This window comes from Pseudomonas sp. BE134, from assembly GCF_031456105.1.
Classification (GTDB): Bacteria; Pseudomonadota; Gammaproteobacteria; order Pseudomonadales; family Pseudomonadaceae; genus Aquipseudomonas.
Window position 1 is genome coordinate 1 of the sequence record NZ_JAVDUA010000046.1, and the last position, 21,705, is coordinate 21,705.

The following is a 21,705-nucleotide window of genomic DNA, read 5'->3' on the forward strand; positions in this document are numbered from 1 at the left end:
TCTGCTGACCTCAACTTCTCGAACCGCCCGGTGCGGACCCGCATGCCGGGTGGTGTGGCAGGGGCGCGGCCAGATGGCCGCCTCCTATGCCGATTCAAACGCGTGCCAAGACTGTCGGCCGGGTTGCGCGTGATGATGTTAACCACAGCCATCAGCGCATTGGCGCCATAGCTGACGGTGTTCGGACCACGGAAAACCTCAATGCGCTCGATGTCTTCCATGGCCACCGGAATATCACTCCAGTCCACCGTGGCCAGGCCCGCGCGGTACACCGAGCGACCGTCGATCAGCACTTGCAGGCGCCGGGCTGCGGTGGCGTTGGTGCCGTGGTAGTTCACGGCGGCCTGATTGCCGGTGATGTTGCCGACCATCATGCCCGGCACCAGTCGCAGCAATTCGGCGATGTCGCGTGCGCCTGTGGCGACGATCAGTTCGCTGTCGATCACCGTCATGCTTCCCGGAACAGCCGCCGGCGACTGCTTCAGGCGGGTGGCTGTCAGCACTTGCGGGAGCGGTTCGTTATCGAGAAACAGGTCGTCGGCCAGCAAGGACGGGCTGAAGATCAGCGCCATCACCAGCGGCGAGCGGGGTGAAGGAGAACCAAACGACACGTCATACCCTTGATCGTGGTGAGTTGGCGCGCATGTTAACCGAGCCCGATCACTTTTCCATTCGCGATGCCAGCATTTTCCCAGGATTTATCGGTCTTCTTCCTACAAGCGTTGGTAATTGAAACCGGGGCTGGCCGCCACGGGGCCGCTCCGTATAATGCCGACATCGCCACTGGTATGGATTAACGGATTGCATATGACTGAACAGCGCCCGATTGCGGTCCTGGGAGGCGGAAGTTTTGGTACCGCCGTGGCTAATTTGCTGGCCGAAAACGGCCATCAGGTCCGGCAGTGGATGCGTGACCCCGAACAGGCCGAGGCCATTCGGGTCAATCGCGAGAACCCGCGTTACCTCAAAGGCATCAAGATTCTTGCGGCAGTAGAACCGGTGACGGACCTGCAAGCCACGCTGGCAGCCTGCGACCTGTGTTTCGTCGCGCTTCCCTCCAGTGCATTGCGCTCGGTTTTGGTTCCGCACGCCGAACTGTTGAGCGGCAAACTGCTGGTCAGCCTGACCAAGGGCATCGAAGCCCACACGTTCAAGTTGATGAGCGAGATTCTCGAGGAAATCGCCCCGAAAGCGCGCATCGGCGTGCTGTCCGGACCGAACCTGGCCCGTGAAATCGCCGAGCATGCACTGACCGCCACCGTGGTCGCCAGCGAAGACGAAGAGCTGTGCCAGCGGGTTCAGGCAGCGCTGCATGGCCGGACCTTTCGCGTGTATGCCAGCGCTGACCGGTTTGGCGTCGAGTTGGGCGGGGCGCTGAAAAACGTTTACGCAATCATTGCCGGCATGGCCGTTGCGTTGGGCATGGGCGAAAACACCAAGAGCATGCTGATCACCCGGGCGCTGGCGGAAATGACCCGTTTTGCGGTGAATCAGGGCGCCAACCCGATGACCTTTCTCGGTCTAGCTGGTGTGGGCGATTTGATCGTCACCTGCTCGTCACCGAAAAGCCGTAATTACCAGGTCGGGTTTGCCTTGGGTCAGGGCCTGAGTCTGGAGGACGCGGTCACCCGTCTGGGTGAAGTCGCCGAAGGTGTGAACACGCTGAAAGTGCTCAAGGCCAAGGCTCAGGAGGTGGGCGTCTATATGCCGCTGGTCGCCGGTCTGCACGCTATCCTGTTTGAAGGGCGCACGCTTAATCAAGTGATTGAGTTGTTGATGCGCGGCGAACCGAAAACCGACGTCGACTTTATTTCAACCAGCGGTTTCAACTAAGCACGCTTTGTAAAAAACAGGGGAACGCGACATGAACGATCCGAAACTGGAAACCAAGTACGAATCCATCCTGCTGCGGGTGCTGTGGATGATCGTCTTCCTGTTGGTATGGCAAGTGGCGCAGTTCATCCTTGGCGCATTGGTGCTGGTGCAACTGATCTATCGTTTGTTCTATGGCGCCCCGAGCGCCAGCCTGATGAACTTCGGTGACAGCCTGAGCCAGTTCCTGGCACAGATCGGGCGTTTCGCCAGCTTTCACAGCGACCAGAAGCCCTGGCCGTTCGCCGACTGGCCGACGCCGCGTACACCGGAAGGTGAAGCGCCTCATGTCGTGGCGCCCGCGCCGCATCCGGCCCGAGATGAGGAACCGAAACTATGAAAGTCTGGGTATTGCGTCATGGTGAAGCGGAGCCACACGGCAAGCGTCTTGATTCCGAACGGGCATTGACTGCCCACGGTCGTGAAGAAGTGCTGCGCATTACCGCTGAACTGGCCGGTCAACCCCTTACCGCGATTTACGCCAGTCCTTACCTGCGTGCGCAGCAGACCGCGCAGTTGGTGCGTGAAACTCTGGGTTTCGAGCCTGAGATCCGCACGGTTGAGTGGCTGACCCCGGAAACCGATCCGGACAAGGTGGCTGAACAACTCGTGTCAGTCAGTGATGTCCTGTTGGTCAGTCACAACCCGCTGGTGGGCAACCTGCTGAGTTATCTGCAGCACGGCGCCGGCTTTCCACCGGAAAAAGTCAGCACCGCCGGCCTGGCCGAGCTTGAGAACAATGAACTGCTGATCGGGTCGATGAAGCTCAACGGCATCAAACACCCGTAACCGCTTGGCCTCGGCTTTTGTGGGAGCTGGCTTGCCTGCGATAGCATCGACGGGGTCTGGTTGAAGAACCGCGGTGCTTGCATCGCGGGCAAGCCCGGCTCCCACAGGGGGCAGCGCGTTGCTGGTTTTTGTGTGAAATAGTCAACCAAGCAATCGCTTGGTTGACTACGCTTGCTCCATAATAAAAATTCAGGAGCGAGTCGCATGTCTGCAGCTTTTCGTTTGCCGCTGGATGTTTTCTACGAGCGTGAGGCCCGTCATCCACGCCAGCGTTTTCTGGTCCAGCCCACAGGCGGCGGGCAGGTCGAGACCCTGTCCTGGGCCGACGTCGGCCATCAGGCACGCTGCGCCGCGCACTGGCTGCGGGCTCGCGATCTGCCGCAAGGCAGCCATATCGCTCTGATCTCGAAAAACTGTGCCCACTGGATCATCGCCGACCTGGCGATCTGGATGGCCGGGCACGTCTCTGTGCCGCTGTACCCCAACCTGACCGCCGAATCCGTGTCTCAGGTACTCGACCACTCCGAAGCGGCGCTGGCGTTCATCGGCAAACTCGATGACTGGCCAAGCATGTCCCGTGGTGTCAGCCCTGACTTGCCGACGATCAGTCTGCCGCTGCACCCGCCGGGCTCCTTCGATTTCAGCTGGGCCGACCTGCAACGCAGTTCGCCCATCCAGGATGACCCCAAGCCCACCGCCGATCAGTTGGCGACCATTATTTACACGTCAGGCACCACCGGGCTGCCCAAAGGCGTGATGCATAGCTTTGGTAATCTGGGTTTCGCCAGCACGCGCGGTACGCAGTTGTTTGGTCTCAACGAGTCGGACCGGCTACTGTCCTATTTGCCGCTGTGCCACGTTGCCGAGCGCATGTTCGTTGAGATGGCATCGATTTACACCGGGCAAACCGTGTTCTTTGCCGAGAGCCTCGACACCTTCCTGACTGATTTGCAGCGTGCGCGGCCCACCGCCTTGTTTGGAGTGCCACGGATCTGGACCAAATTCCAGATGGGCGTGTACAGCAAGATCCCCGCAAAACGCCTCGATTTTCTGCTTGGCCTTCCCTTCATTGGCAAGCGGATCGGGCATAAAGTCCTCGCCGGCCTGGGGCTGGACGCCTTACGCGTTGCCTTGTCGGGCGCGGCGCCCGTGCCACAAACCTTGTTGCTGTGGTACCGCAAGCTGGGGCTGGATGTGCTGGAGGTCTACGGCATGACCGAGAGCTGCGGCTATTCCCACATTTGTCGGCCGGGCGAAAACAAACCCGGCTGGATCGGCAAGCCTTGCCCGGAGGTTGAAGTGCGGATCGACGAGTCGGGCGAGGTCATGGTGCGCAGTGGCGCGACCATGCTCGGTTATTTTAAGGAACGGCAGAAAACCGCTGAAACCATCACCGAAGATGGCTTCCTGCGCACCGGCGACAAGGGCGAGGAGGACGCAGAAGGCAACCTGCGCCTGACCGGACGCTTGAAGGAAATCTTCAAGACCAGCAAGGGCAAATACGTGGCACCGGCTCCGATCGAAAATCGCCTGGCGGTGCATTCACGAATCGAGCAGGTGTGCGTGGTTGGTGATGGTTTGATCGCGCCGCTGGGACTGTGTGTGTTGTCGGCGGTCGGGCAGCAAGACGCCAGCGGAACGGCGAGGGCCGGGCTGCATTCAAGTCTGGAAAAACTGTTGGATGAGGTCAATGGCGTCCTCGACAAACATGAGCGCTTGCGGCGTCTGGTGGTGGTCAAGGACAGCTGGGCCGTGGAAAACGGTTTCCTGACGCCGACCCTGAAGATCAAGCGCAACGTGATCGAAGCAGCGTACGGCGCCCGCTTCGAAGAATGGAGCGAGCGCAGCGAGGCGGTGCTGTGGCAGGATTGAATGAAGAACAACACCCACAAAGGAAAGTAGCGATGAGTCTGTGGCGTACCCCACCTAATATCGAGCATTTGAATGCAATCCAGAAAAACACCATCGGCGAAGTGCTGGATATTCGCTTCGAAGCATTCGACGAAGGGTCCCTGACCGCGAGCATGGTCGTTGATCACCGCACTCACCAGCCATACGGCCTGCTGCATGGCGGGGCCTCGGTGGTGCTCGCCGAATCGGTCGGTTCAATGGCCAGCTACCTGTGCATCGACGCCAGCAAGTTTTACTGCGTGGGCCTGGAAATCAACGCCAATCATTTGCGCGGACTGCGCAGTGGGCGGGTGACTGCCGTGGCCACACCGATCCATATTGGTCGCACGACGCATGTTTGGGATATCCGTTTGACCAGCGATGAAGGCAAGGCCAGTTGCGTGTCGCGGTTGACCATGGCGGTTGTGCCGCTGGGCGAGAACCCACCAGTACGGTAAACCCAATGCCCTATAGCAGCTGTCGAGCAACGCGAGGCTGCGTCTGCGGTTTTGCCGGGTTTACGACGGCTGCGCCGCCAGACGCTGCCTCGCGGGGCTCGACAGCTGCTACAGGGTTCTTCATGAGCGTTGCGGACATTCTTGTGAGCTGACTGTCATCATTCCTGTCACTTACTGTCATTGCTGTCAGCCGTCGTCTTACGGACAATCAACGGCTATTCTCGCTCATGGATTTGCCGGTATGTCGCAACAGATATTTTTCGCCCACGCCAATGGCTTTCCTTCAGGGACCTACGGCAAGTTGTTCGCGGCGCTGGCGCCCGAGTATCAGGTGACGCATCTGGAGCAGCACGCTCATGACCCGCGTTTTCCGGCGGACGACAATTGGTACAACCTGGTGGACGAGCTGATCCATCACCTCAAGCAACAAGCGGAACCGGTGTGGGGCGTCGGCCATTCCTTTGGTGGCTTGCTGCACTTGCACGCGGCGCTGCGTTGCCCTGAGTTGTATCGTGGCGTGGTGATGCTCGATTCCCCAGTCCTGACCCTGACCGATCGATGGGTCATCCGCGCGGCCAAGCGTTTCGGTTTTATCGACCGTTTGACCCCGGCCGGTCGTACCCTGGGGCGTCGAGAAGAGTTCGCCGACATCGAAAGCGCCCGCCGTTATTTTGCGGGTAAAACCCTGTTTCGCAGTTTTGATCCGGAGTGCTTTGATGCCTACCTGCAACATGGTTTGCACAGAGTCGGGGACAAACTGCGCCTGCGTTTCAATCCCGCTACGGAAATCAGCATCTATCGTGGCGTGCCCCACACCAGCCCCGGTCGCACACGTCAGCTGAAGGTGCCGCTGGCGGTGGTGCGCGGGCATAAAAGCCGCGTGGTGATGCGTCACCATGCAAGCTCTGTCGGACGCATGCCGTTGGGTGAATCCCTGACCGTGCCGGGTGGCCACATGTTTCCTCTTGAACGTCCACACGACACGGCCACGCTGCTGAAAAACCTGTTCAGCCGTTGGGACAGTCGCAGCCAACAGGATTGCGCATGAACAATGCCGTCGAAGAAGTCCGCCTGAGCCTGCCGCACATCGAGTTGGCGGCGCACTTGTTCGGTCCTGAAGACGGCCTGCCGGTGATTGCGCTGCATGGCTGGCTGGACAATGCCAACAGCTTTGCCCGGCTGGCGCCCAAGCTCAATGGCCTGCGCATCATCGCCCTGGACATGGCGGGTCACGGTCACTCCGGTCATCGTCCGCCCGGCGCCGGTTATGCGATGTGGGATTACGCCCATGACGTATTGCAGGTCGCCGAACAGCTTGGCCTGAAGAAGTTTGCGCTGATGGGGCACTCCATGGGGGCGATCGCTTCTCTGATCATTGCCGGGTCGATGCCGGAGCGCGTCACCCACCTGGCCTTGATCGACGGCATCATTCCTCCTACAGACAAAGGCGAAAATGCTGCCGAGCGCATGGGCATGGCCCTGCAAGCGCAGCTGGATTTACGGGAGAAACAAAAACCGGTCTACAACACCCTCGACCGTGCCATTGAAGCGCGCATGAAAGGGTTGGTGGCCGTCAGTCGTGAAGCCGCCGAGCTGCTGGCCCAGCGGGGGTTGATGCCGGTGCCGGGCGGTTACACCTGGCGCACCGACAACCGGCTGACACTGCCATCGCCGTTGCGCCTGACCACCGAACAGGCCATGGCGTTCGTCCAGCGGGTCAGTTGTCCTGCCAAACTGGTCGTCGCGGCGGACGGCATGCTCGCCAAACATCCCGAGTTGCTGGAGCGTCTACCCTTTAGCCGTGAACAGCTGCCAGGCGGTCATCATTTGCACCTGAATGACGAATCCGGCGCCGACCTTGTCGCAGACTGTTTCAATCGGTTCTTCGCCGTTCCTTGACTTGCGCCGGGCAACTGTCGAGGCTGGGCGGGTTGAAATGGGAGACAACCATGATAGATCTCTACACCGCTGCGACCCCGAATGGCCACAAGGTCTCTATCGTGCTCGAGGAACTCGGCCTGCCCTACACGGTGCATGCCCTGAGTTTCGACAAGAAGGAACAGAAATCCGAGGACTTCCTCAAGATCAACCCCAATGGGCGGATACCGGCGATTGTCGACCGCGCCAATGGCGATTTCGCCGTGTTTGAATCCGGCGCCATCCTGATTTACCTCGCTGAATTGACCGGCAAGCTGATGCCCCTGGACCCGAAAGGGCGCTCGCTGGTGATGCAATGGCTGATGTTCCAGATGGGTGGCATCGGCCCGATGCAAGGGCAGGCCAACGTGTTTTTTCGCTACTTTCCGGAAAAACTCCAGGGCGCCATCGACCGCTATCAACACGAAACCCGACGCCTCTATGAAGTGCTCGATACCCGCCTGCAAACCGAAGCGTTTCTGGCCGGCGAGTACAGCATTGCCGACATCGCCACGTATCCGTGGGTCCGTGGATACGAGTGGTCCGGGGTCGAGGTCGACGGCTTGACGGCCTTGCAGCGCTGGATGGCAACCATGGCGGCACGCCCTGCGGTGCAGCGCGGTTTGCTGGTGCCGGAACGCATCGACGATGCCAGCGTCATCAAGGGTGCCCAGGCCATGCTGATCCGATGAGTCTATCCATGCGTTCACTCAGTCTGCTGGCGCTGTGTTGTTTCAGTCCTTTATCGTTTTCCGCCGATGTTCCCGGCAGTCAGGACCTGCCGATCCTGCCGCGCATGGAAGATGCGCAGATCGTCGATTATCGTCCGGCCGTCGAACTTGAGCGGATCTACCCGCTGGGGTCCATCCGCAAGATCAGCGGCCAATTGCGCTTTGACGGTCAGGTTACCGCTCGTGGGCTAACCACGTCGGTCACTTACGAGTTGCCTGCGGAACACTCCTCCAACGAAGCCTTTACGGCTGCGCGTGAAGCCTTGCAAAAGCAGGGCGCCGAGTTGCTGTTCTGGTGCCATGCCCGCGATTGCGGCGAAAGCAGTCTGTGGGCCAACGAAGTCTTCGGCAATGCCAAGCTCTATGGTGCTGACGATCAGCAGGCGTATTTGCTGCTGCGACTGGCGGCACCGCAGGACAATGCTCTGGTGGCGCTTTACAGCATCACTCGCGGCAATCGCAAAGCCTATCTGCACGTTGAACAATTCAATGCGGCGGCACCGTTGGGCGATTTGTTGCCGACTTCCGCCACCTTGCTGCGCCAGCTCAGAAGTACCGGCGTACTCGATTTTCCGAAACTGGTCGCTGATCCCGATGACACGTGGCTGCGTCTGATTTCTCGCGGGCTGAACCTGGACACCACCTTGCGAGTCAGTGTTTCCGGAGCCAAGGCTGAAGCCTGGCGCGAGGCACTGATCTCCCAGGGCGTGCGTGCGGCGCGAATGGAAGCCGGCAACTTCGAAGGCTCTGGCCTGCATATCGAGCTGTTGCGATAAGCTGTACAGGCGAGCGCGAATCGCGCGTTCGTCTACCCTTTTTTTGACTGACTTTTTTGAGATTTTACATGCCCAATAACGATCGCCTGTTGGTGCAGATTCTGCTCCTGGTGCTGTTTGGCGCGAGCTTCTGGGTGATGGCGCCCTTCTGGTCTGCGCTGTTCTGGGGCGCGGTGCTGGCGTTTGCCAGTTGGCCGTTGATGCGCTTGTTGACCCGTTGGCTCAATGGCCGTGAATCCCTGGCGGCCGCATTGCTGACCCTCGGCTGGATGGTGCTGGTGGCGGTGCCGCTGGTGTGGCTGGGTTTCAACCTTGCTGACCATGTGCGCGACGCAACGGTGTTTATCAAGGATGTACAGGTCGAAGGTCTGCCTGAGGCGCCGGACTGGCTGCACAGCATTCCTTTGGTTGGCGCACGGTTGGTGGTGATCTGGAACAGCATCGATCAGCAAGGCGCTGCAATGATGGCGTCGCTCAAGCCCTATCTGGGGCAGGTCGGTAACTGGCTGCTGGCGCGCAGTGCGCAGATTGGCGGCGGTATTCTCGAACTGACGCTGAGTATCGTGTTTGTGTTCTTTTTCTACCGCGACGGTCCGCGGCTGGCGACCTTTGTACATAGCTTGCTGGAACGCCTGATTGGTCGTCGCGCCGAGTATTACATCGACTTGGTGGCGGGCACGGTGCAGCGGGTGGTGAACGGTGTCATCGGTACGGCAGCGGCGCAAGCGGTGCTGGCGTTGATCGGATTCCTGATCGCCGGGGTGCCTGGGGCATTGGTGCTGGGCATTGTGACCTTCTTGCTCAGCCTGATTCCGATGGGGCCGCCGCTGGTGTGGATTCCCGCTACGGCCTGGTTGGCCTGGAAGGGTGATTATGGAATGGCGATATTCCTGGGGATCTGGGGCACGTTCATCATCAGCGGCGTCGACAACGTGCTGAAGCCCTACCTGATCAGCCGGGGCGGGAATCTGCCGTTGGTGATTGTGTTGTTGGGGGTGTTTGGCGGGTTGATTGCGTTCGGCTTTATCGGGTTGTTTATCGGCCCGACATTGTTGGCCGTGGCTTACAGCTTGCTGACTGACTGGAGCAAGAGTCAGGCGCGGGTAGAAGATCGCCGGCCTTAAATGCTTTGTAGCGGCTCCAAAAGACTAGACTTACCAGCGCGCCGACGACGAATTACCGATCATCGGGTCCCGCAGCGCCGCTGGTTCCGCTACAATGCGCGCCGATTTCGTCCTGCCTGAGAGCCCGCACATGTCCGTCTGCCAGACTCCTATCATCGTCGCCCTGGATTTCCCCACCCGTGACGCCGCACTGAAGCTGGCCGACCAGTTGGACCCAAAACTGTGCCGGGTAAAAGTCGGCAAGGAACTGTTCACCAGCTGCGCCTCGGAAATCGTTGGCACCTTGCGTGACAAGGGTTTCGAAGTGTTCCTGGACCTGAAATTCCACGACATCCCGAACACCACCGCCATGGCCGTGAAGGCCGCTGCAGAAATGGGCGTGTGGATGGTCAACGTTCATTGCTCGGGCGGCCTGCGCATGATGGCGGCCTGCCGTGAAGTGCTGGACCAGCGTAGCGGGCCTAAACCGCTGCTGATCGGCGTGACCGTGCTCACCAGCATGGAGCGTGAAGACCTGGCGGGTATCGGTCTGGACATCGATCCGCAGGAGCAAGTGTTGCGCCTGGCCGCACTGGCGGAAAAAGCCGGGATGGACGGTCTGGTATGTTCGGCACTGGAAGCCCGGGCCTTGAAGTCGGCGCACCCGTCGTTGCAACTGGTGACCCCTGGCATTCGTCCCGCCGGCAGTGCGCAAGACGATCAACGCCGCATCCTGACCCCGCGTCAGGCGCTGGACGCCGGTTCCGATTACCTGGTGATTGGTCGTCCGATCAGCCAGGCAGCGGATCCGGCCAAGGCACTCGCCGCCGTAGTGGCCGAACTCGCCTGACCAAACACTGAAGATGAAATGTGGGAGCGGGCTTGCTCGCGAATGCGGTGTGTCAGTCAACGTTGATGTCGACTGACACACCGCATTCGCGAGCAAGCCCGCTCCCACATGGGTTTCGTGGTTACTGAAAGTTCTGGATCAGACCTTCAACACCAACTTCCCGAAATTCTCGCCGCTGAACAATTTCATCAGCGTCTCCGGGAATGTCTCCAGTCCGTCAACAATGTCTTCCTTGCTCTTGAGTTGCCCCTTGGCCATCCAGCCGGCCATTTCCTGTCCGGCGACGGCGAACTGGGTGGCGTAGTCCATCACGACAAAACCTTCCATGCGCGCGCGGTTGACCAACAACGACAGGTAATTGGCCGGACCCTTGACCGCTTCCTTGTTGTTGTACTGGCTGATAGCGCCGCAAATGACCACGCGCGCCTTCATATTCAGTCGGCTCAGCACTGCATCGAGAATGTCGCCGCCGACGTTATCGAAATAGACGTCGACCCCTTTCGGGCATTCGCGTTTAAGACCGGCGATGACGTCCTCGTTTTTGTAGTCGATGGCGCCGTCAAAACCCAATTCGTCGATCAGGAACTGACACTTGTCCGCGCCGCCGGCAATCCCGACCACACGACACCCTTTGATCTTGGCGATCTGCCCGGCAATGCTGCCCACCGCGCCAGCCGCGCCCGACAGCACCACGGTGTCACCGGCTTTCGGCGCGCCGACATCGAGCAGCGCGAAGTAGGCGGTCATCCCGGTCATGCCAAGGGCAGACAAGTAGCGCGGCAATGGTGCCAGTGACGGATCAACCTTGTAGAAACCGCGGGGTTCGCCAAGGAAGTAATCCTGCACGCCGAGGGCACCGTTGACGTAGTCCCCGACTGCAAACCCTGGATTATTCGAGGCCACGACTTTGCCGACGCCCAATGCGCGCATCACTTCACCCAGCCCCACTGGCGGGATGTAGGACTTGCCCTCGTTCATCCAGCCGCGCATGGCAGGGTCAAGGGACAGGTATTCGTTTTTGACCAGAATCTGACCCGTCGCCGGCTCGCCGACCGGTACTTCCTGATAGGTAAAGGTCTCGCGGGTCGCCGCGCCCACCGGACGTTTGGCGAGCAGGAACTGGCGATTGGTCTGGGTAGTCATGACAGGCACTCAAGATGAATGAAGCCTTGTTGATAGCCCTTCATGCTCAATGCCGCAAGTTTGGCTGATGCGGCGAATGCACATCGATCCAGTGCAGTGATAGTCAGGGTCGGTGTTCTATCACTGCCACGCATGGCCACCCAACCGGCCTTCTGATAGTGCTGCCGCGCTGAAGCCCTCCATGCCTAGACTGAAACCCAGGCAATCCCCCAAATTCTTCTCTTCGAGGACATAACAATGAGCATGACGTTTTCCGGCCAGGTCGCCGTGGTGACTGGCGCTGCCAACGGTATTGGCCGTGCGACCGCCCAGGCGTTCGCGGCCGAAGGGTTGAAAGTGGTGGTGGCCGACATGGACACCGCCGGCGGCGAAGGCACCGTGGCGCTGATTCGTACCGCGGGTGGCGAAGCGACCTTCGTGCGTTGCAACGTCACGCTGGAAAGCGATGTAAAAAATCTGATGGACGAAGTGGTGAATACCTACGGCCGTCTGGACTATGCCTTCAACAATGCCGGCATCGAGATCGAGAAAGGCAAACTCGCCGACGGCACACTGGATGAGTTCGACGCGATCATGGGCGTCAACGTCAAAGGCGTCTGGTTGTGCATGAAGTATCAATTGCCCTTGTTGTTGGCCCAGGGCGGCGGTGCGATCGTCAACACCGCTTCGGTAGCGGGCCTGGGGGCGGCACCGAAGATGAGTATTTATGCGGCGTCCAAACATGCGGTGATCGGGCTGACCAAATCAGCAGCGATCGAGTATGCCAAGAAGAAAATTCGCGTGAATGCGGTATGCCCGGCGGTGATCGACACCGACATGTTCCGCCGTGCCTATGAAGCGGACCCGAAGAAGGGCGAGTTTGCCAACACCATGCACCCGGTGGGGCGCATCGGCAAAGTCGAGGAAATTGCCAGCGCTGTGCTGTACCTGTGCAGCGACGGCGCAGCATTCACTACCGGCCATTCGCTGGCAGTGGATGGGGGCGTTACGGCGTTTTGAAGTCAGGTGTTGCAACGTAGGAAAACACCCGTACTTGTGCGGGTTTTTTTACAGTTCCGTGACGGGGTTGGGCAATGTGTTTCAAAGGGTTAGAACCGAGGGATTTAGCGGCGTTGTCGCACGTCTGATCCAGCACTCCTGTGATTAACTGTTTCCCGCAAAACGGACAGGAGTGTGCTTGCTCATGGAATTGAGAATCGATCGACAGGCCTTGGTGCCGGTCGTGCAGCAAATCGTCGATGCGTTGGCCGGCTGGGCCCGTCAGGATGGGGTATTGCCGGGAGCGCGTTTACCTTCTGCGCGGCAAATCGCACGGGCCAATCTGCTCAGTCAATCCAGCGTCGTCGAAGCCTGTGAACGCCTGGTAGCTCAAGGCGTGCTGGCACCGCGGCAGGGTGCAGGTTTCATGGTTGCCATGCCTGCGCTGGCTGCTGAGGGGCGACAGAGTTGCCCTTGGTTCGAAGGAGCTGATGTGACGCAGGGCGGCGCCTCGGGTGACCTCAAACTGGGCTGTGGCGACCTGCCCGAGAGTTGGCGTGAAACTGACGATTTGACCTACGCAATCCGTCAGGTGAGCCGCATCGACATGGCCGGGCTGTTCAACTACAGCACGCCGCTGGGTTTACCCGCCTTGCGCGAGCAAATCCTCAAACGTCTCCAGCAACTCGACATTGAAGTGGGTGACAGAAGGATTGTGACCACGACCGGGGCGACTCACGGGCTCGATCTGATCGTGCGCACGTTGCTCAAACCGGGCGATTGCGTGGTGGTGGAAAGTCCGGGGTACTCACTGTTGTTCGACCTGCTCAGGCTCAACGGCGTGACGATGATCGAGGTGCCGCGCACCCCGCGAGGGACTGACACGCAGGCGTTGGAAGCGATGTTGGTGAAGCACCGGCCCCGTGCGCTGTTTATCAATAGTTTCTACCACAACCCGACCGGCAGTAGCCTGACACCCGTCGTTGTGCAGCGGGTGCTGCAATTGACCAGAGCCCATGGCGTGCTGGTGATCGAAGATGACGTCTATGCCGATTTGCACCGCGGCCCCGGCACTCGCCTCGCGGCGATGGGGATCGACGACAATGTGATTTACGTCGGCAGTTACTCCAAGACCCTCAGCAGTTCATTGCGCGTCGGCTTTGTCGTGGCCAGTGACACGATGGTGTCGCGACTGGCCGAGGTCAAGATGACCAGCAGCATGGGCACTTCAAGGTTCTGCGAAGCAGTGCTGGCTTGCCTGTTGGCCAGCGGCGCGTATCGCAAACTGGTTCAGCGTCTGCGTCAGCGATTGAACACCGACAGAGAAGCGGCCCTGCATGTGCTCGAAGATGCCGACTGGGAAGTTTTCGGCAAGCCGGTGGGTGGTCTGTTCATCTGGGCGCGGTCACGCGGCGCCAGCTTCGCTCAGGTACACAAGCAGGCCCGACGCTTCGGGGTGTTGCTGTCTTCAGCTACAGCCTTCAGCCCCGGCGTTGAGGCCACGGACTGGCAGCGCATCAATGTGGCTTATGCCTGTGATCCTCGGGCGCGGGCATTTTTTCAGGCCACCGCTGCGAATCGACCTCAGGCATTCTGAAAACGACGCGGGCGTAGCTTTTTGCCATTATTGTGGCGCCAGAGACTTGTGCTGGCACAGGCCCGTTGCGACCCTGCGTCAACAGACTATGTCAGGGGACTACGCGCAATGATTTCGGCCGTGCAAGGACGTTTCGCCAACCTCGGTATGGCAAAGAAAATGGGTGTCGGGTTCGTACTGGTGCTGCTGTTGACTGCGCTGGTCGCCGCCATCGGCGTGTGGTCCCTGCAAACCATCAGTCAGCGCTTCGATGGGCTCAAGCAGATGTCATCGCTCAATAGTGGTTTGCTCAAGGTGCGGCTGCTGGAGCAGGAGTACGCCTTGCACGGTAACCCGAAAACCGCGGATGCCCTGCGCGAGGGCGTTGATGGTCTGATTGCTCTGGCGACCGGGCTCAAGGCTGCATCGACGGCTAACGTGCCAGTGATGAATGACGTCGAGCAGTCGCTGGGCGCCTATCGCAAGGCGTTCGATGAGTTTGTCTCGCTGAGTCAGGCCAAGGACCTGGCGCTGGAAATGGCCAGTTGGTCGGTGTCCAGCGTGGCCAATAACCTTGATGTGCTGCAAGCCGGCCTGGCCGATGACGGTGCCTATACCTTGAAGCAATCCGAGGGCAAGGACGGTGGGCAGTTTCTCGAACAGGCCAGTCAAGTCAGCCAGGTCTCGCGTTTGATGTTGCAAGCCATGAACGAAGCGCGGGTGCGTCTGGACCAGGGTCGCAAGGGCGACGACAGCGCGGGCCAAGGCAAGATCGAACAGGCGGATCAGGCATTGACTCAGGCCGGGCAGTTGAAAACCACGGTCAAGGATGAGGGCTATCAGACGGTCCTCAATGAAGTGACCGGCCACATCGGCAGCTTCAGTGAAAAACTCACGGAGTACACCGGTCTGTTGGCCCAGGAGAAAGTCGTCTACCAACAACTGCATCAGCGCGCCGCACAAGTGGTGGAGCGGGTGGATCAAGCCTACGTCGCCGAAGACCGGTCGATGCAGGCCGAGCTGAAAAAGAACGCGTTGCTGATCCTCGGTTCCTCGGCCTTGGCATTGCTGGTCGGGCTGGTGGCGGCGTGGGTGATAACCCGGTTGATCGTGGCACCGCTGCGCAGTGTGATCCGTGTGGCTCAACAGATCGCTGCGGGTGATTTGAGTGCAACGGTTGAAGTCACTCGCCGTGACGAGATCGGCCAATTGATGCAGGCGATGCAACAGATGGGGGCCGGGCTCAGCCGTATCGTCAGTGGTTTGCAGGCCGGTATCGAGCAATTGGCGAATTCAGCGCATTCGCTGTCGGCAGTGACCGAGCAGACCAATCTGGAAGTCAGCAGCCAGAAGGAAGAAACCGAGCAGGTCGCCACGGCGATGAACCAGATGACGGCGACGGTGCACGACGTGGCGCGTAACGCCGAAGAGGCCGCGCAAGCTGCACAGACCGCGGATGGCAAGGTTGAAAGTGGTCAGCAAGTGGTGCGCCAGAGCATGGCGCGCATCGAGCAACTGGCAATTTCGGCGACGTCGGCCAGTTCCAGCATTGAAAGCCTGAGCGCAGAAATCCAGAACATCGGTACGGTGCTTGGCGTGATCAAAAGTGTCGCCGAGCAAACCAACCTGTTGGCGCTCAACGCAGCGATCGAGGCCGCGCGGGCGGGCGAGCAGGGCAGGGGGTTTGCCGTGGTGGCCGATGAAGTCCGGGCACTGGCCAGGCGTACCCGGCAATCGACCGAGGAGATCGAACGTCTGGTCAGTGCCTTGCGCTCGGCCGCACAGTCGTCGGTACAGCAGATTCAAAACAGCGGCGAGCTCGTAAAACTGGCCGTCAGTGATGCGTTGCAGACTGAAAGTGCGTTGGGAAGTATTGCGGCGGCGGTGTCGTTGATTCAGCAGATGAACCAGCAGATTGCCGCAGCAGCCGAGGAGCAGAGTTCGGTGGCTGAGGAGATTAATCGCAGCGTCACGAGTATTCGGGCGAGCGCGGATCAGTCATCGCTGGCGATGCAGGGCAACGCGGCGTCCAGCATTGAGCTGGCTCAGCTGGGGCTCGAACTCAAAGGGATGGTGGGGCACTTCCGGCTCTGAAAACCCTAATACCAGTCAGTTATGCCGTCACGCGGCCCGAGCCGAACGCAGGCTTCGCCAGCTGCTACCAGGATGTGTTGAGACCAACACTTCTAAACTGACTGGCATTAACCGTTTCGGTGGCTTTTCTGTTTGTGCTGATCAGTCGTAGATCACTCGCTTTTTCCAGTCGGCATCGGCGTCGACTTTTTTAAGGCCTACGTTCAGCTGGTTGGCCTCACCCTCAACCGCAGCGATGTTGTCCATCACCATGGTGTTGGCACGAGCCAGGAGTTTCTCCAGGTACTCCAGTTGCTCGGCGTAGGCTTGAGGCTCCTGTTGTTTGCGCAAGTATTGCACGCCGCGTTCGAACGCCAGACGCGCTTGGCCTGGCTGGTTTTGTTGCAAGCATTGCTGGCCCAGGTTGTTGAAGAATTCGATGTGCAGCAGCACCAGGATATGACGGACTTCGCGGATCCAGCGCTTGGCTTCGTTGGTCGGCAGGAAACCGTCCTGGGCGGCGCGGGTGATTTGGCCATGCAGGGCTTCGAGCAGGAAGCGTACGTCCTTGGCCTTGGCTTCGGTCTGGATCGGTGAAGGAGGGTTGTTGACCGGGATTGACTCGCCCTGGGCAGCAAGGGCCTCCAGCTCGGTAATCCGCGCCTTGAGGTTGGAGCTGGTTTTTTCCAGGTTGAGCAGGCGCTGACAGACGTTGAGTTCCAGTCGGGTCAACAACAGCTTGAGTGCCGATGTCATCAACTGGCCGGGAAAGGTCTCGGTGATTTCGCCGCAACGGCGCAATCGGTCGTTGAGCTCAACCTTGGTGCGGGCCTTTTCCAGCTTGGTGTTTTCCACCACATGGTTCATGTAGCCAATGGCGATCAATAGTGCGATCCCGGCTACGACTAGCAGGGTGATCATGAGTGGTGTCACCGGTAAGACCTCTTATTGGGTTCGCGTTCGAAAGTAGTGGCTTGGGCTTTGATGTGCACAGGCCGCTCGACGACTTGAATCAGTTATGGCTCATATAGGTATCGGCCGTTGTACTGCTTATATAAATGGTGGCCAATAGATTTCGAATTGCCATCATCCTGACAGCATGACTATAGCGCCTTGATGGAGGTCGGAAAATAGGCGTCAAAGGCCTGGCTACGCAAAAGCCTGAAACCTGTCTGAAAGCAGGGCGAAGTCATTGATTTAAATAAATTTATAACTGGGGGTTGACGACCCCTCAATCCATCCATAGAATGCGCGCCACTTACAGCGTAAAGCACACAGCGAAACGCGGTAGGGAGTGAATGTTGTACGTGTGTCCCCTTCGTCTAGTGGCCTAGGACACCGCCCTTTCACGGCGGTAACAGGGGTTCGAGTCCCCTAGGGGACGCCAATGCGGGAATAGCTCAGTTGGTAGAGCACGACCTTGCCAAGGTCGGGGTCGCGAGTTCGAGTCTCGTTTCCCGCTCCATTTTTAAACAGCGTTGCTTTCGGGCGGCGTTGAGTGAAACCAGAACCGACATCTTCGGATGCGGATTTGGGCACTGAAATACACACCATGTGTTTCAGTTAGCGTGTCCCCTTCGTCTAGTGGCCTAGGACACCGCCCTTTCACGGCGGTAACAGGGGTTCGAGTCCCCTAGGGGACGCCATTTGCGGGAATAGCTCAGTTGGTAGAGCACGACCTTGCCAAGGTCGGGGTCGCGAGTTCGAGTCTCGTTTCCCGCTCCATATTTAACAAAAACGCCGCTCAGTAATGAGCGGCGTTTTTGTTTGTGCGTTGTTTGGCATTCATGCTGAAAAAAGGCCCGCCAGTCAGACTGCGCGGGCCTTTTACGTCTGATGTTTTTACATCGACAGGATCAGACGCCCGGCAAACAGGATCAGAATCACCCCCATTGTTCGTTCAAACCAATGGCCCAGGCGCATGAACAGCACTCGCACCCGGGCACTGGAAAAGAACAGCGCGACGATCACAAACCACAATGCATTCACAAAACACATCCAGACCCCATAAAGCGCCTGGACTTTCAGTGGCGTGGTGGCGCTGATGACTGTGGTGAATATCGCCAGGAAAAACAGTGTCGCCTTGGGATTGGTCGCGTTGGTCAGAAACCCGGTAGTAAATGCCTTCAACAGCGTTTGTTCGGCGAGGGGCTCGTCCGAACCTTTATCACCCTCAAGCGCGGATTGGGGTTGGCTGCGCAACAGGCTGACACCGAGGTACAAAATGTAGGCGCCGCCCGCGACCTTGGCTACCGTCATCAGCCAAGGCGTTGTATGCATCAGCGCGCCGACCCCAAGCACCGTGTACAGCACGTGCACGGAAATCCCCGCGCCGATGCCCAGCGCCGTGCAGATGCCCACCCACCGGCCGAAACGCACGCTCTGACGAATGGTTACGGCGAAATCCGGTCCGGGTGCGACCACGGCCAGAAAATGAATAGTCGCCAGCGCCAGAAATTCGCCCAGGTAATTCGAAAGCATCTCAACTCCAGAAGGTAAGGGGTGAAGCATTGCCGCGGTAACCGACAAAGAACGAAAGACTCAGTCGCGGATCCGCCACGCCCGGTGTCACCGAGTGCATGCGACGCGAATTGAACATGATGAAATCGCCTGGCTCAGGACGTATCTCCAGGGCCGGTGGGCCCAGCAGCGCGGGATCGATGCCATAACTGTCGCCGCGCATATCGTCGAACTGATCCGGCGAAATGTCGTCGTCCCACACCTGAAGCACACCGCCCTCGGTCGGCATGTTCAGGTAAACATTGCAGGCGAACTGTGCCTCCAGGCTTCTGGCCTGATAGCTGTCCGGGGCGTCCTTGGCGAAAATGTCGTGGTGGGCGAGGAAGCACACCCCCGGCTTCACCACCCGTGAGAGCCCGACATACATTTTGCGACCGTAGAGGTTTTCCAGGTGCGCACCCGCCGGCCAGGATTCGTCGAGCATGCAGCGCAGGGTGTCGACCGGGGACGAATAGGGCGCGCAACGGTTACGCAATTCCGCAATGTTGTGCGTGGCCCGTTCGAAGTAGTCCTCGATCAGCAGCGGCCGGTTCTCCGCTTCATAAAACGCCATGCCGATACGGCCGATGCTCGGCGCATTGATATAGCCTTCGAAGCCCGGGGCAAGGATCTTGTCGCCAATCTGAATCGCCAGCGGCGGGGGCAACAAGCCTTTGAGGCGAATGGCGAGGACTTCTTCAGTGACCAGTTTTTTTATGCACGTCTCATCGAGACGCTCGACGTCAAGCATCATGTCTCAGGTCCCTCTATCAGATAGTCAACATCACCGGCGAACACGGGCTCTGCGGCGTCGGGCGATGACGGTGCCGGCATCGCCCAAATGCTCAATCCACGTTGTAGTGGACTGATAGCGTTCCCTTCTTCAATGAAAGGGACGCGATCGTGACCGTGCCAAGCTCCTTGAGGCTGCGTACATGGGTGCCGCCGCAGCCGTAGGCGGGCAGTTCACCGAAACCGATTTCCCGGGCGCCTTCGCGCAACGACGTCAGACGCGGAAAATCCTGGGTAACCCACTGCTCGAGGCCGAGCTGAATGGTTTGGGTATCAACGTCCTGTGCGCATTCCAGTGCCTTGAACTGCACGCGGCCTTCGCTCGGCCAGTGATGCGCCTTGATTGGCATCCAGCCCTTGGCCTGGACGAAGTGGCCGATCAGATGCCCGGCTGAATGCATGCGTGTATTGAACTGACGACGCTCTGCGTCCACCCGAATCAGAGTCATACCGGGTTTTACCGGTTGGTCGACGAAATGAATGATCCGGTCAGGATCCTGAACGACGCGCAGTACCTGGCTATCACCGATCCAGCCCGTATCAAAGGGCTGTCCGCCCCCTTGGGGGTGAAACAAAGTCGCGCGCAGCACCACCGCATATTCGTTCTCGCAGGGCGTGCAATCCAAGACTTCCACATTGGCCTTGAGGTCATCACTATGGAAAAAGAGGCGTAGCGTCATATTCCATGCCCTTATTAAAGTTTCTAGTTTTATTATATGAAGCATGGAATTGCGTGATAATCCGTTCAAACATCAAAGGACTGTTGCGCTGTGAGCATAAATCTTCCGCTACCGCTGCTCGGTGAAATGGCGATTTTCGTCAAGGTGGTCGAGACCGGCAGCTTTTCCGAAGCGGCCCGCCAACTGGGTGCTTCGCCTTCTGCAGTCAGTCGCAGCATTTCACGTCTGGAGAAGGCGCTGGCCACGCGTCTGCTGCAACGTACCACGCGTAAATTGCGCTTGAGCGACGGGGGCGAAGAGGTGTTCAAGCGCTGCCAGGAAATGGTCAATGCCGCCCGGTCAGTGATGGAAATCAGTGGTCAGTTCACCGGCGAACCCGAGGGGCTGGTGCGTATCAGCGTTCCGAAAGCAGTAGGCCGGATCGTGATTCACCCGCATATGCCGGAGTTTTTGCGCCGTTATCCCAAAGTGGACGTGGAGCTGTTACTTGAGGACCGACAGGTCGATTTGATCGACGACAACGTCGACCTGGCGATTCGCATCACCGACCGGCCGCCGGCGGGACTGGTAGGACGACAGTTGCTGACCATCGACCATTTGCTCTGCGCGACACCGCAGTATCTGGCGGAACACGGTACGCCGACTCACCCCCATGACTTGCTCAATCACAGTTGCATTTACCTGGGCGAAACCCCGAGCGATGCGCGCTGGAAATTCAAGAAGGGCAGCAAATCGGTGACCGTCGGTGTGCGGGGGCGTTATGCCGCCAATCATACCGGCGTGCGTTTTGGCGCGGTGTTGCAGCATATCGGCATTGGCAGCTTGCCCTATTTCACTGCGCGCCATGCCTTGGAGAAAGGGTTGATGGTGCAGGTGCTTCCAGACTGGACCTTTCTGGCCTCCTACCACGGAGGTGCCTGGTTGCTGCATTCACCAACCCGGTATTTGCCTCCCAAGCTACGGGTGTTGATTGATTACCTGGTGGCGTGTCTGGAGAGGGAGCCGACGCTGGGCAAGCCGGTTAAGTCCAATGGTCCGGTTTGGTCCTCATCGGAATATGAACTGCCGGAGAGTGACGGCTTGTACTGAGCGCAAAAAAAAGGCCCGCATGTTCAACCATTCGGGCCTTTTGCGTTACTGATCCGGGATCAGTGCTTGGCGTCGTCGTTCGACATCGCCAGCAGTTGTTTTTCCTGGTTCCAGTCAAACGGCTCGTCATTCTGTTCAGCTTCGAAGCGGCGTTCTTCCAGCGCCTGATACAGATCGATTTCATCATCGGGCATGTAATGCAGGCAGTCACCGGCGAAGTACCACAGTAGGTCACGCGGGACCAGGTGGGCAATTTGCGGGTAGCGTGTGATGACCTGGCAGAGAATGTCCTGGCCCAGGTATTGGCTTTCGATCGGATCGACCGGCAGCAACGCACGCAGTTCGTCAAAGCGCTCCAGGAACAAGGCATGGCTTTCTTCGGGAACCTGTTCGGCCTCACCCACGGCGACCAGGATGCTGCGCAAGTGGTCAAGCAAGACGAGATGGTCGGCAACGACGTTGGACACGAGATAAGTCCTCAAGAGCAAA

Annotated in this window: 22 protein-coding genes, 4 tRNA genes and 1 pseudogene; 20 read left to right on the forward strand and 7 right to left on the reverse strand. The window is 59.0% G+C overall.

All coding sequences use genetic code 11. The features are described 5' to 3' along the window. Positions 1-611, reverse strand: a 611-nt coding sequence (locus J2Y56_RS27025) for a TonB-dependent receptor plug domain-containing protein (RefSeq protein WP_310353827.1), incomplete at its 3' end; no start/stop codon positions are given. A gap of 196 nt (positions 612-807) precedes the next feature. Here J2Y56_RS27025 and J2Y56_RS27030 point away from each other — a divergent pair. The 11 genes from J2Y56_RS27030 (at position 808) to pyrF (ending at position 10,386) form a co-directional block, all read left to right on the forward strand. Then, entirely contained in the window at positions 808-1,833 is a 1,026-nt protein-coding gene (locus tag J2Y56_RS27030) for an NAD(P)H-dependent glycerol-3-phosphate dehydrogenase (protein ID WP_007949502.1), read from the forward strand. 31 nt (positions 1,834-1,864) lie between these two features. Beyond that, on the forward strand, positions 1,865-2,212 hold the full coding sequence (locus J2Y56_RS27035; RefSeq protein ID WP_007949501.1) for a DUF4389 domain-containing protein: 348 nt from the start codon (positions 1,865-1,867) through the stop codon (positions 2,210-2,212). Continuing rightward, positions 2,209-2,661 carry a phosphohistidine phosphatase SixA gene (gene sixA, locus J2Y56_RS27040; RefSeq protein ID WP_007949500.1) on the forward strand — a complete coding sequence of 151 codons (453 nt, stop codon included), beginning with the start codon at positions 2,209-2,211 and terminating at the stop codon, positions 2,659-2,661. The genes J2Y56_RS27035 and sixA overlap by 4 nt, the downstream gene beginning before the upstream one ends. A 204-nt stretch (positions 2,662-2,865) precedes the next feature. After that, entirely contained in the window at positions 2,866-4,533 is a 1,668-nt protein-coding gene (locus J2Y56_RS27045) for an AMP-binding protein (RefSeq protein WP_310333895.1), read from the forward strand. A 32-nt stretch (positions 4,534-4,565) separates the two neighbouring features. Continuing rightward, positions 4,566-5,009, forward strand: coding sequence for a hotdog fold thioesterase (locus tag J2Y56_RS27050; protein WP_007949498.1), 444 nt, complete (start codon positions 4,566-4,568; stop codon positions 5,007-5,009). Between the two features lie 241 nt (positions 5,010-5,250). After that, positions 5,251-6,057, forward strand: a complete 807-nt coding sequence (locus tag J2Y56_RS27055; protein WP_007949497.1) for an alpha/beta fold hydrolase — start codon at positions 5,251-5,253, stop codon at positions 6,055-6,057. After that, a complete protein-coding gene (locus J2Y56_RS27060; protein ID WP_007949496.1) occupies positions 6,054-6,908 on the forward strand; it encodes an alpha/beta hydrolase in 855 nt (284 codons plus the stop codon). Before J2Y56_RS27055 ends, J2Y56_RS27060 begins: the two co-directional genes overlap by 4 nt. Positions 6,909-6,958: 50 nt before the next feature. Then, the gene (locus J2Y56_RS27065) at positions 6,959-7,618 is read left to right on the forward strand and encodes a glutathione S-transferase N-terminal domain-containing protein (RefSeq protein ID WP_310353832.1); all 660 of its coding nucleotides are present in this window, start codon (positions 6,959-6,961) and stop codon (positions 7,616-7,618) included. A gap of 8 nt (positions 7,619-7,626) precedes the next feature. Then, positions 7,627-8,433 carry a DUF4892 domain-containing protein gene (locus tag J2Y56_RS27070; protein WP_310353834.1) on the forward strand — a complete coding sequence of 269 codons (807 nt, stop codon included), beginning with the start codon at positions 7,627-7,629 and terminating at the stop codon, positions 8,431-8,433. Between the two features lie 68 nt (positions 8,434-8,501). After that, positions 8,502-9,557: an AI-2E family transporter gene (locus tag J2Y56_RS27075; RefSeq protein WP_007949492.1), complete on the forward strand. Its 1,056-nt coding sequence runs from the start codon at positions 8,502-8,504 to the stop codon at positions 9,555-9,557. A 130-nt stretch (positions 9,558-9,687) separates the two neighbouring features. Then, positions 9,688-10,386, forward strand: a complete 699-nt coding sequence (gene pyrF / locus J2Y56_RS27080) for an orotidine-5'-phosphate decarboxylase (RefSeq protein WP_007949491.1) — start codon at positions 9,688-9,690, stop codon at positions 10,384-10,386. Positions 10,387-10,524: 138 nt separating this feature from the next. On the opposite strand, the gene J2Y56_RS27085 is transcribed toward pyrF, so the two are convergent. Then, the gene (locus J2Y56_RS27085; RefSeq protein ID WP_310333891.1) at positions 10,525-11,529 is read right to left on the reverse strand and encodes an NADP-dependent oxidoreductase; all 1,005 of its coding nucleotides are present in this window, start codon (positions 11,527-11,529) and stop codon (positions 10,525-10,527) included. A 237-nt stretch (positions 11,530-11,766) separates the two neighbouring features. Here J2Y56_RS27085 and J2Y56_RS27090 point away from each other — a divergent pair, with 237 nt between their 5' ends. The 4 genes and pseudogenes from J2Y56_RS27090 (at position 11,767) to J2Y56_RS28600 (ending at position 16,177) form a co-directional block, all read left to right on the forward strand. After that, positions 11,767-12,528 carry an SDR family oxidoreductase gene (locus J2Y56_RS27090; protein ID WP_310353837.1) on the forward strand — a complete coding sequence of 254 codons (762 nt, stop codon included), beginning with the start codon at positions 11,767-11,769 and terminating at the stop codon, positions 12,526-12,528. A 184-nt stretch (positions 12,529-12,712) separates the two neighbouring features. Further along, on the forward strand, positions 12,713-14,104 hold the full coding sequence (locus J2Y56_RS27095; RefSeq protein ID WP_310353841.1) for a PLP-dependent aminotransferase family protein: 1,392 nt from the start codon (positions 12,713-12,715) through the stop codon (positions 14,102-14,104). Between the two features lie 159 nt (positions 14,105-14,263). After that, positions 14,264-15,316 (forward strand): annotated as a pseudogene (locus tag J2Y56_RS28595) (HAMP domain-containing protein); the annotation flags it as partial. Beyond that, positions 15,314-16,177 carry a methyl-accepting chemotaxis protein gene (locus tag J2Y56_RS28600; protein WP_405046887.1) on the forward strand — a complete coding sequence of 288 codons (864 nt, stop codon included), beginning with the start codon at positions 15,314-15,316 and terminating at the stop codon, positions 16,175-16,177. The pseudogene J2Y56_RS28595 and the gene J2Y56_RS28600, both read left to right, overlap by 3 nt. 141 nt (positions 16,178-16,318) lie before the next feature. Here J2Y56_RS28600 and J2Y56_RS27105 read toward each other — a convergent pair whose 3' ends face one another. Continuing rightward, on the reverse strand, positions 16,319-17,089 hold the full coding sequence (locus tag J2Y56_RS27105) for a hypothetical protein (protein ID WP_007945774.1): 771 nt from the start codon (positions 17,087-17,089) through the stop codon (positions 16,319-16,321). Between the two features lie 378 nt (positions 17,090-17,467). Here J2Y56_RS27105 and J2Y56_RS27110 point away from each other — a divergent pair. From J2Y56_RS27110 to J2Y56_RS27125, 4 genes are all read left to right on the forward strand, one after another. Further along, positions 17,468-17,543, forward strand: a tRNA-Glu gene (locus J2Y56_RS27110). A gap of 2 nt (positions 17,544-17,545) precedes the next feature. After that, positions 17,546-17,621, forward strand: a tRNA-Gly gene (locus tag J2Y56_RS27115). 105 nt (positions 17,622-17,726) lie between these two features. Then, a tRNA-Glu gene (locus J2Y56_RS27120) sits at positions 17,727-17,802 on the forward strand. 3 nt (positions 17,803-17,805) lie between these two features. Then, positions 17,806-17,881 (forward strand) — tRNA-Gly (locus J2Y56_RS27125). 117 nt (positions 17,882-17,998) lie between these two features. Here J2Y56_RS27125 and J2Y56_RS27130 read toward each other — a convergent pair. From J2Y56_RS27130 to J2Y56_RS27140, 3 genes are all read right to left on the reverse strand, one after another. Next, positions 17,999-18,637 carry a LysE family translocator gene (locus J2Y56_RS27130; protein ID WP_007945773.1) on the reverse strand — a complete coding sequence of 213 codons (639 nt, stop codon included), beginning with the start codon at positions 18,635-18,637 and terminating at the stop codon, positions 17,999-18,001. Between the two features lies 1 nt (position 18,638). After that, positions 18,639-19,409, reverse strand: a complete 771-nt coding sequence (locus J2Y56_RS27135) for a 2OG-Fe(II) oxygenase (RefSeq protein ID WP_310353848.1) — start codon at positions 19,407-19,409, stop codon at positions 18,639-18,641. A gap of 91 nt (positions 19,410-19,500) precedes the next feature. Next, positions 19,501-20,127: an alanyl-tRNA editing protein gene (locus tag J2Y56_RS27140; protein ID WP_310333885.1), complete on the reverse strand. Its 627-nt coding sequence runs from the start codon at positions 20,125-20,127 to the stop codon at positions 19,501-19,503. Positions 20,128-20,217: 90 nt separating this feature from the next. Between J2Y56_RS27140 and J2Y56_RS27145 the strand changes: the two genes are divergently transcribed. After that, positions 20,218-21,216 (forward strand): LysR family transcriptional regulator, encoded by a 999-nt coding sequence (locus J2Y56_RS27145; protein WP_007945768.1) that lies wholly within the window; start codon positions 20,218-20,220, stop codon positions 21,214-21,216. A 59-nt stretch (positions 21,217-21,275) separates the two neighbouring features. Here J2Y56_RS27145 and J2Y56_RS27150 read toward each other — a convergent pair whose 3' ends face one another. Further along, entirely contained in the window at positions 21,276-21,683 is a 408-nt protein-coding gene (locus J2Y56_RS27150; RefSeq protein WP_007945767.1) for a PA2817 family protein, read from the reverse strand. Between the last annotated feature and the right edge of the window lie 22 nt (positions 21,684-21,705).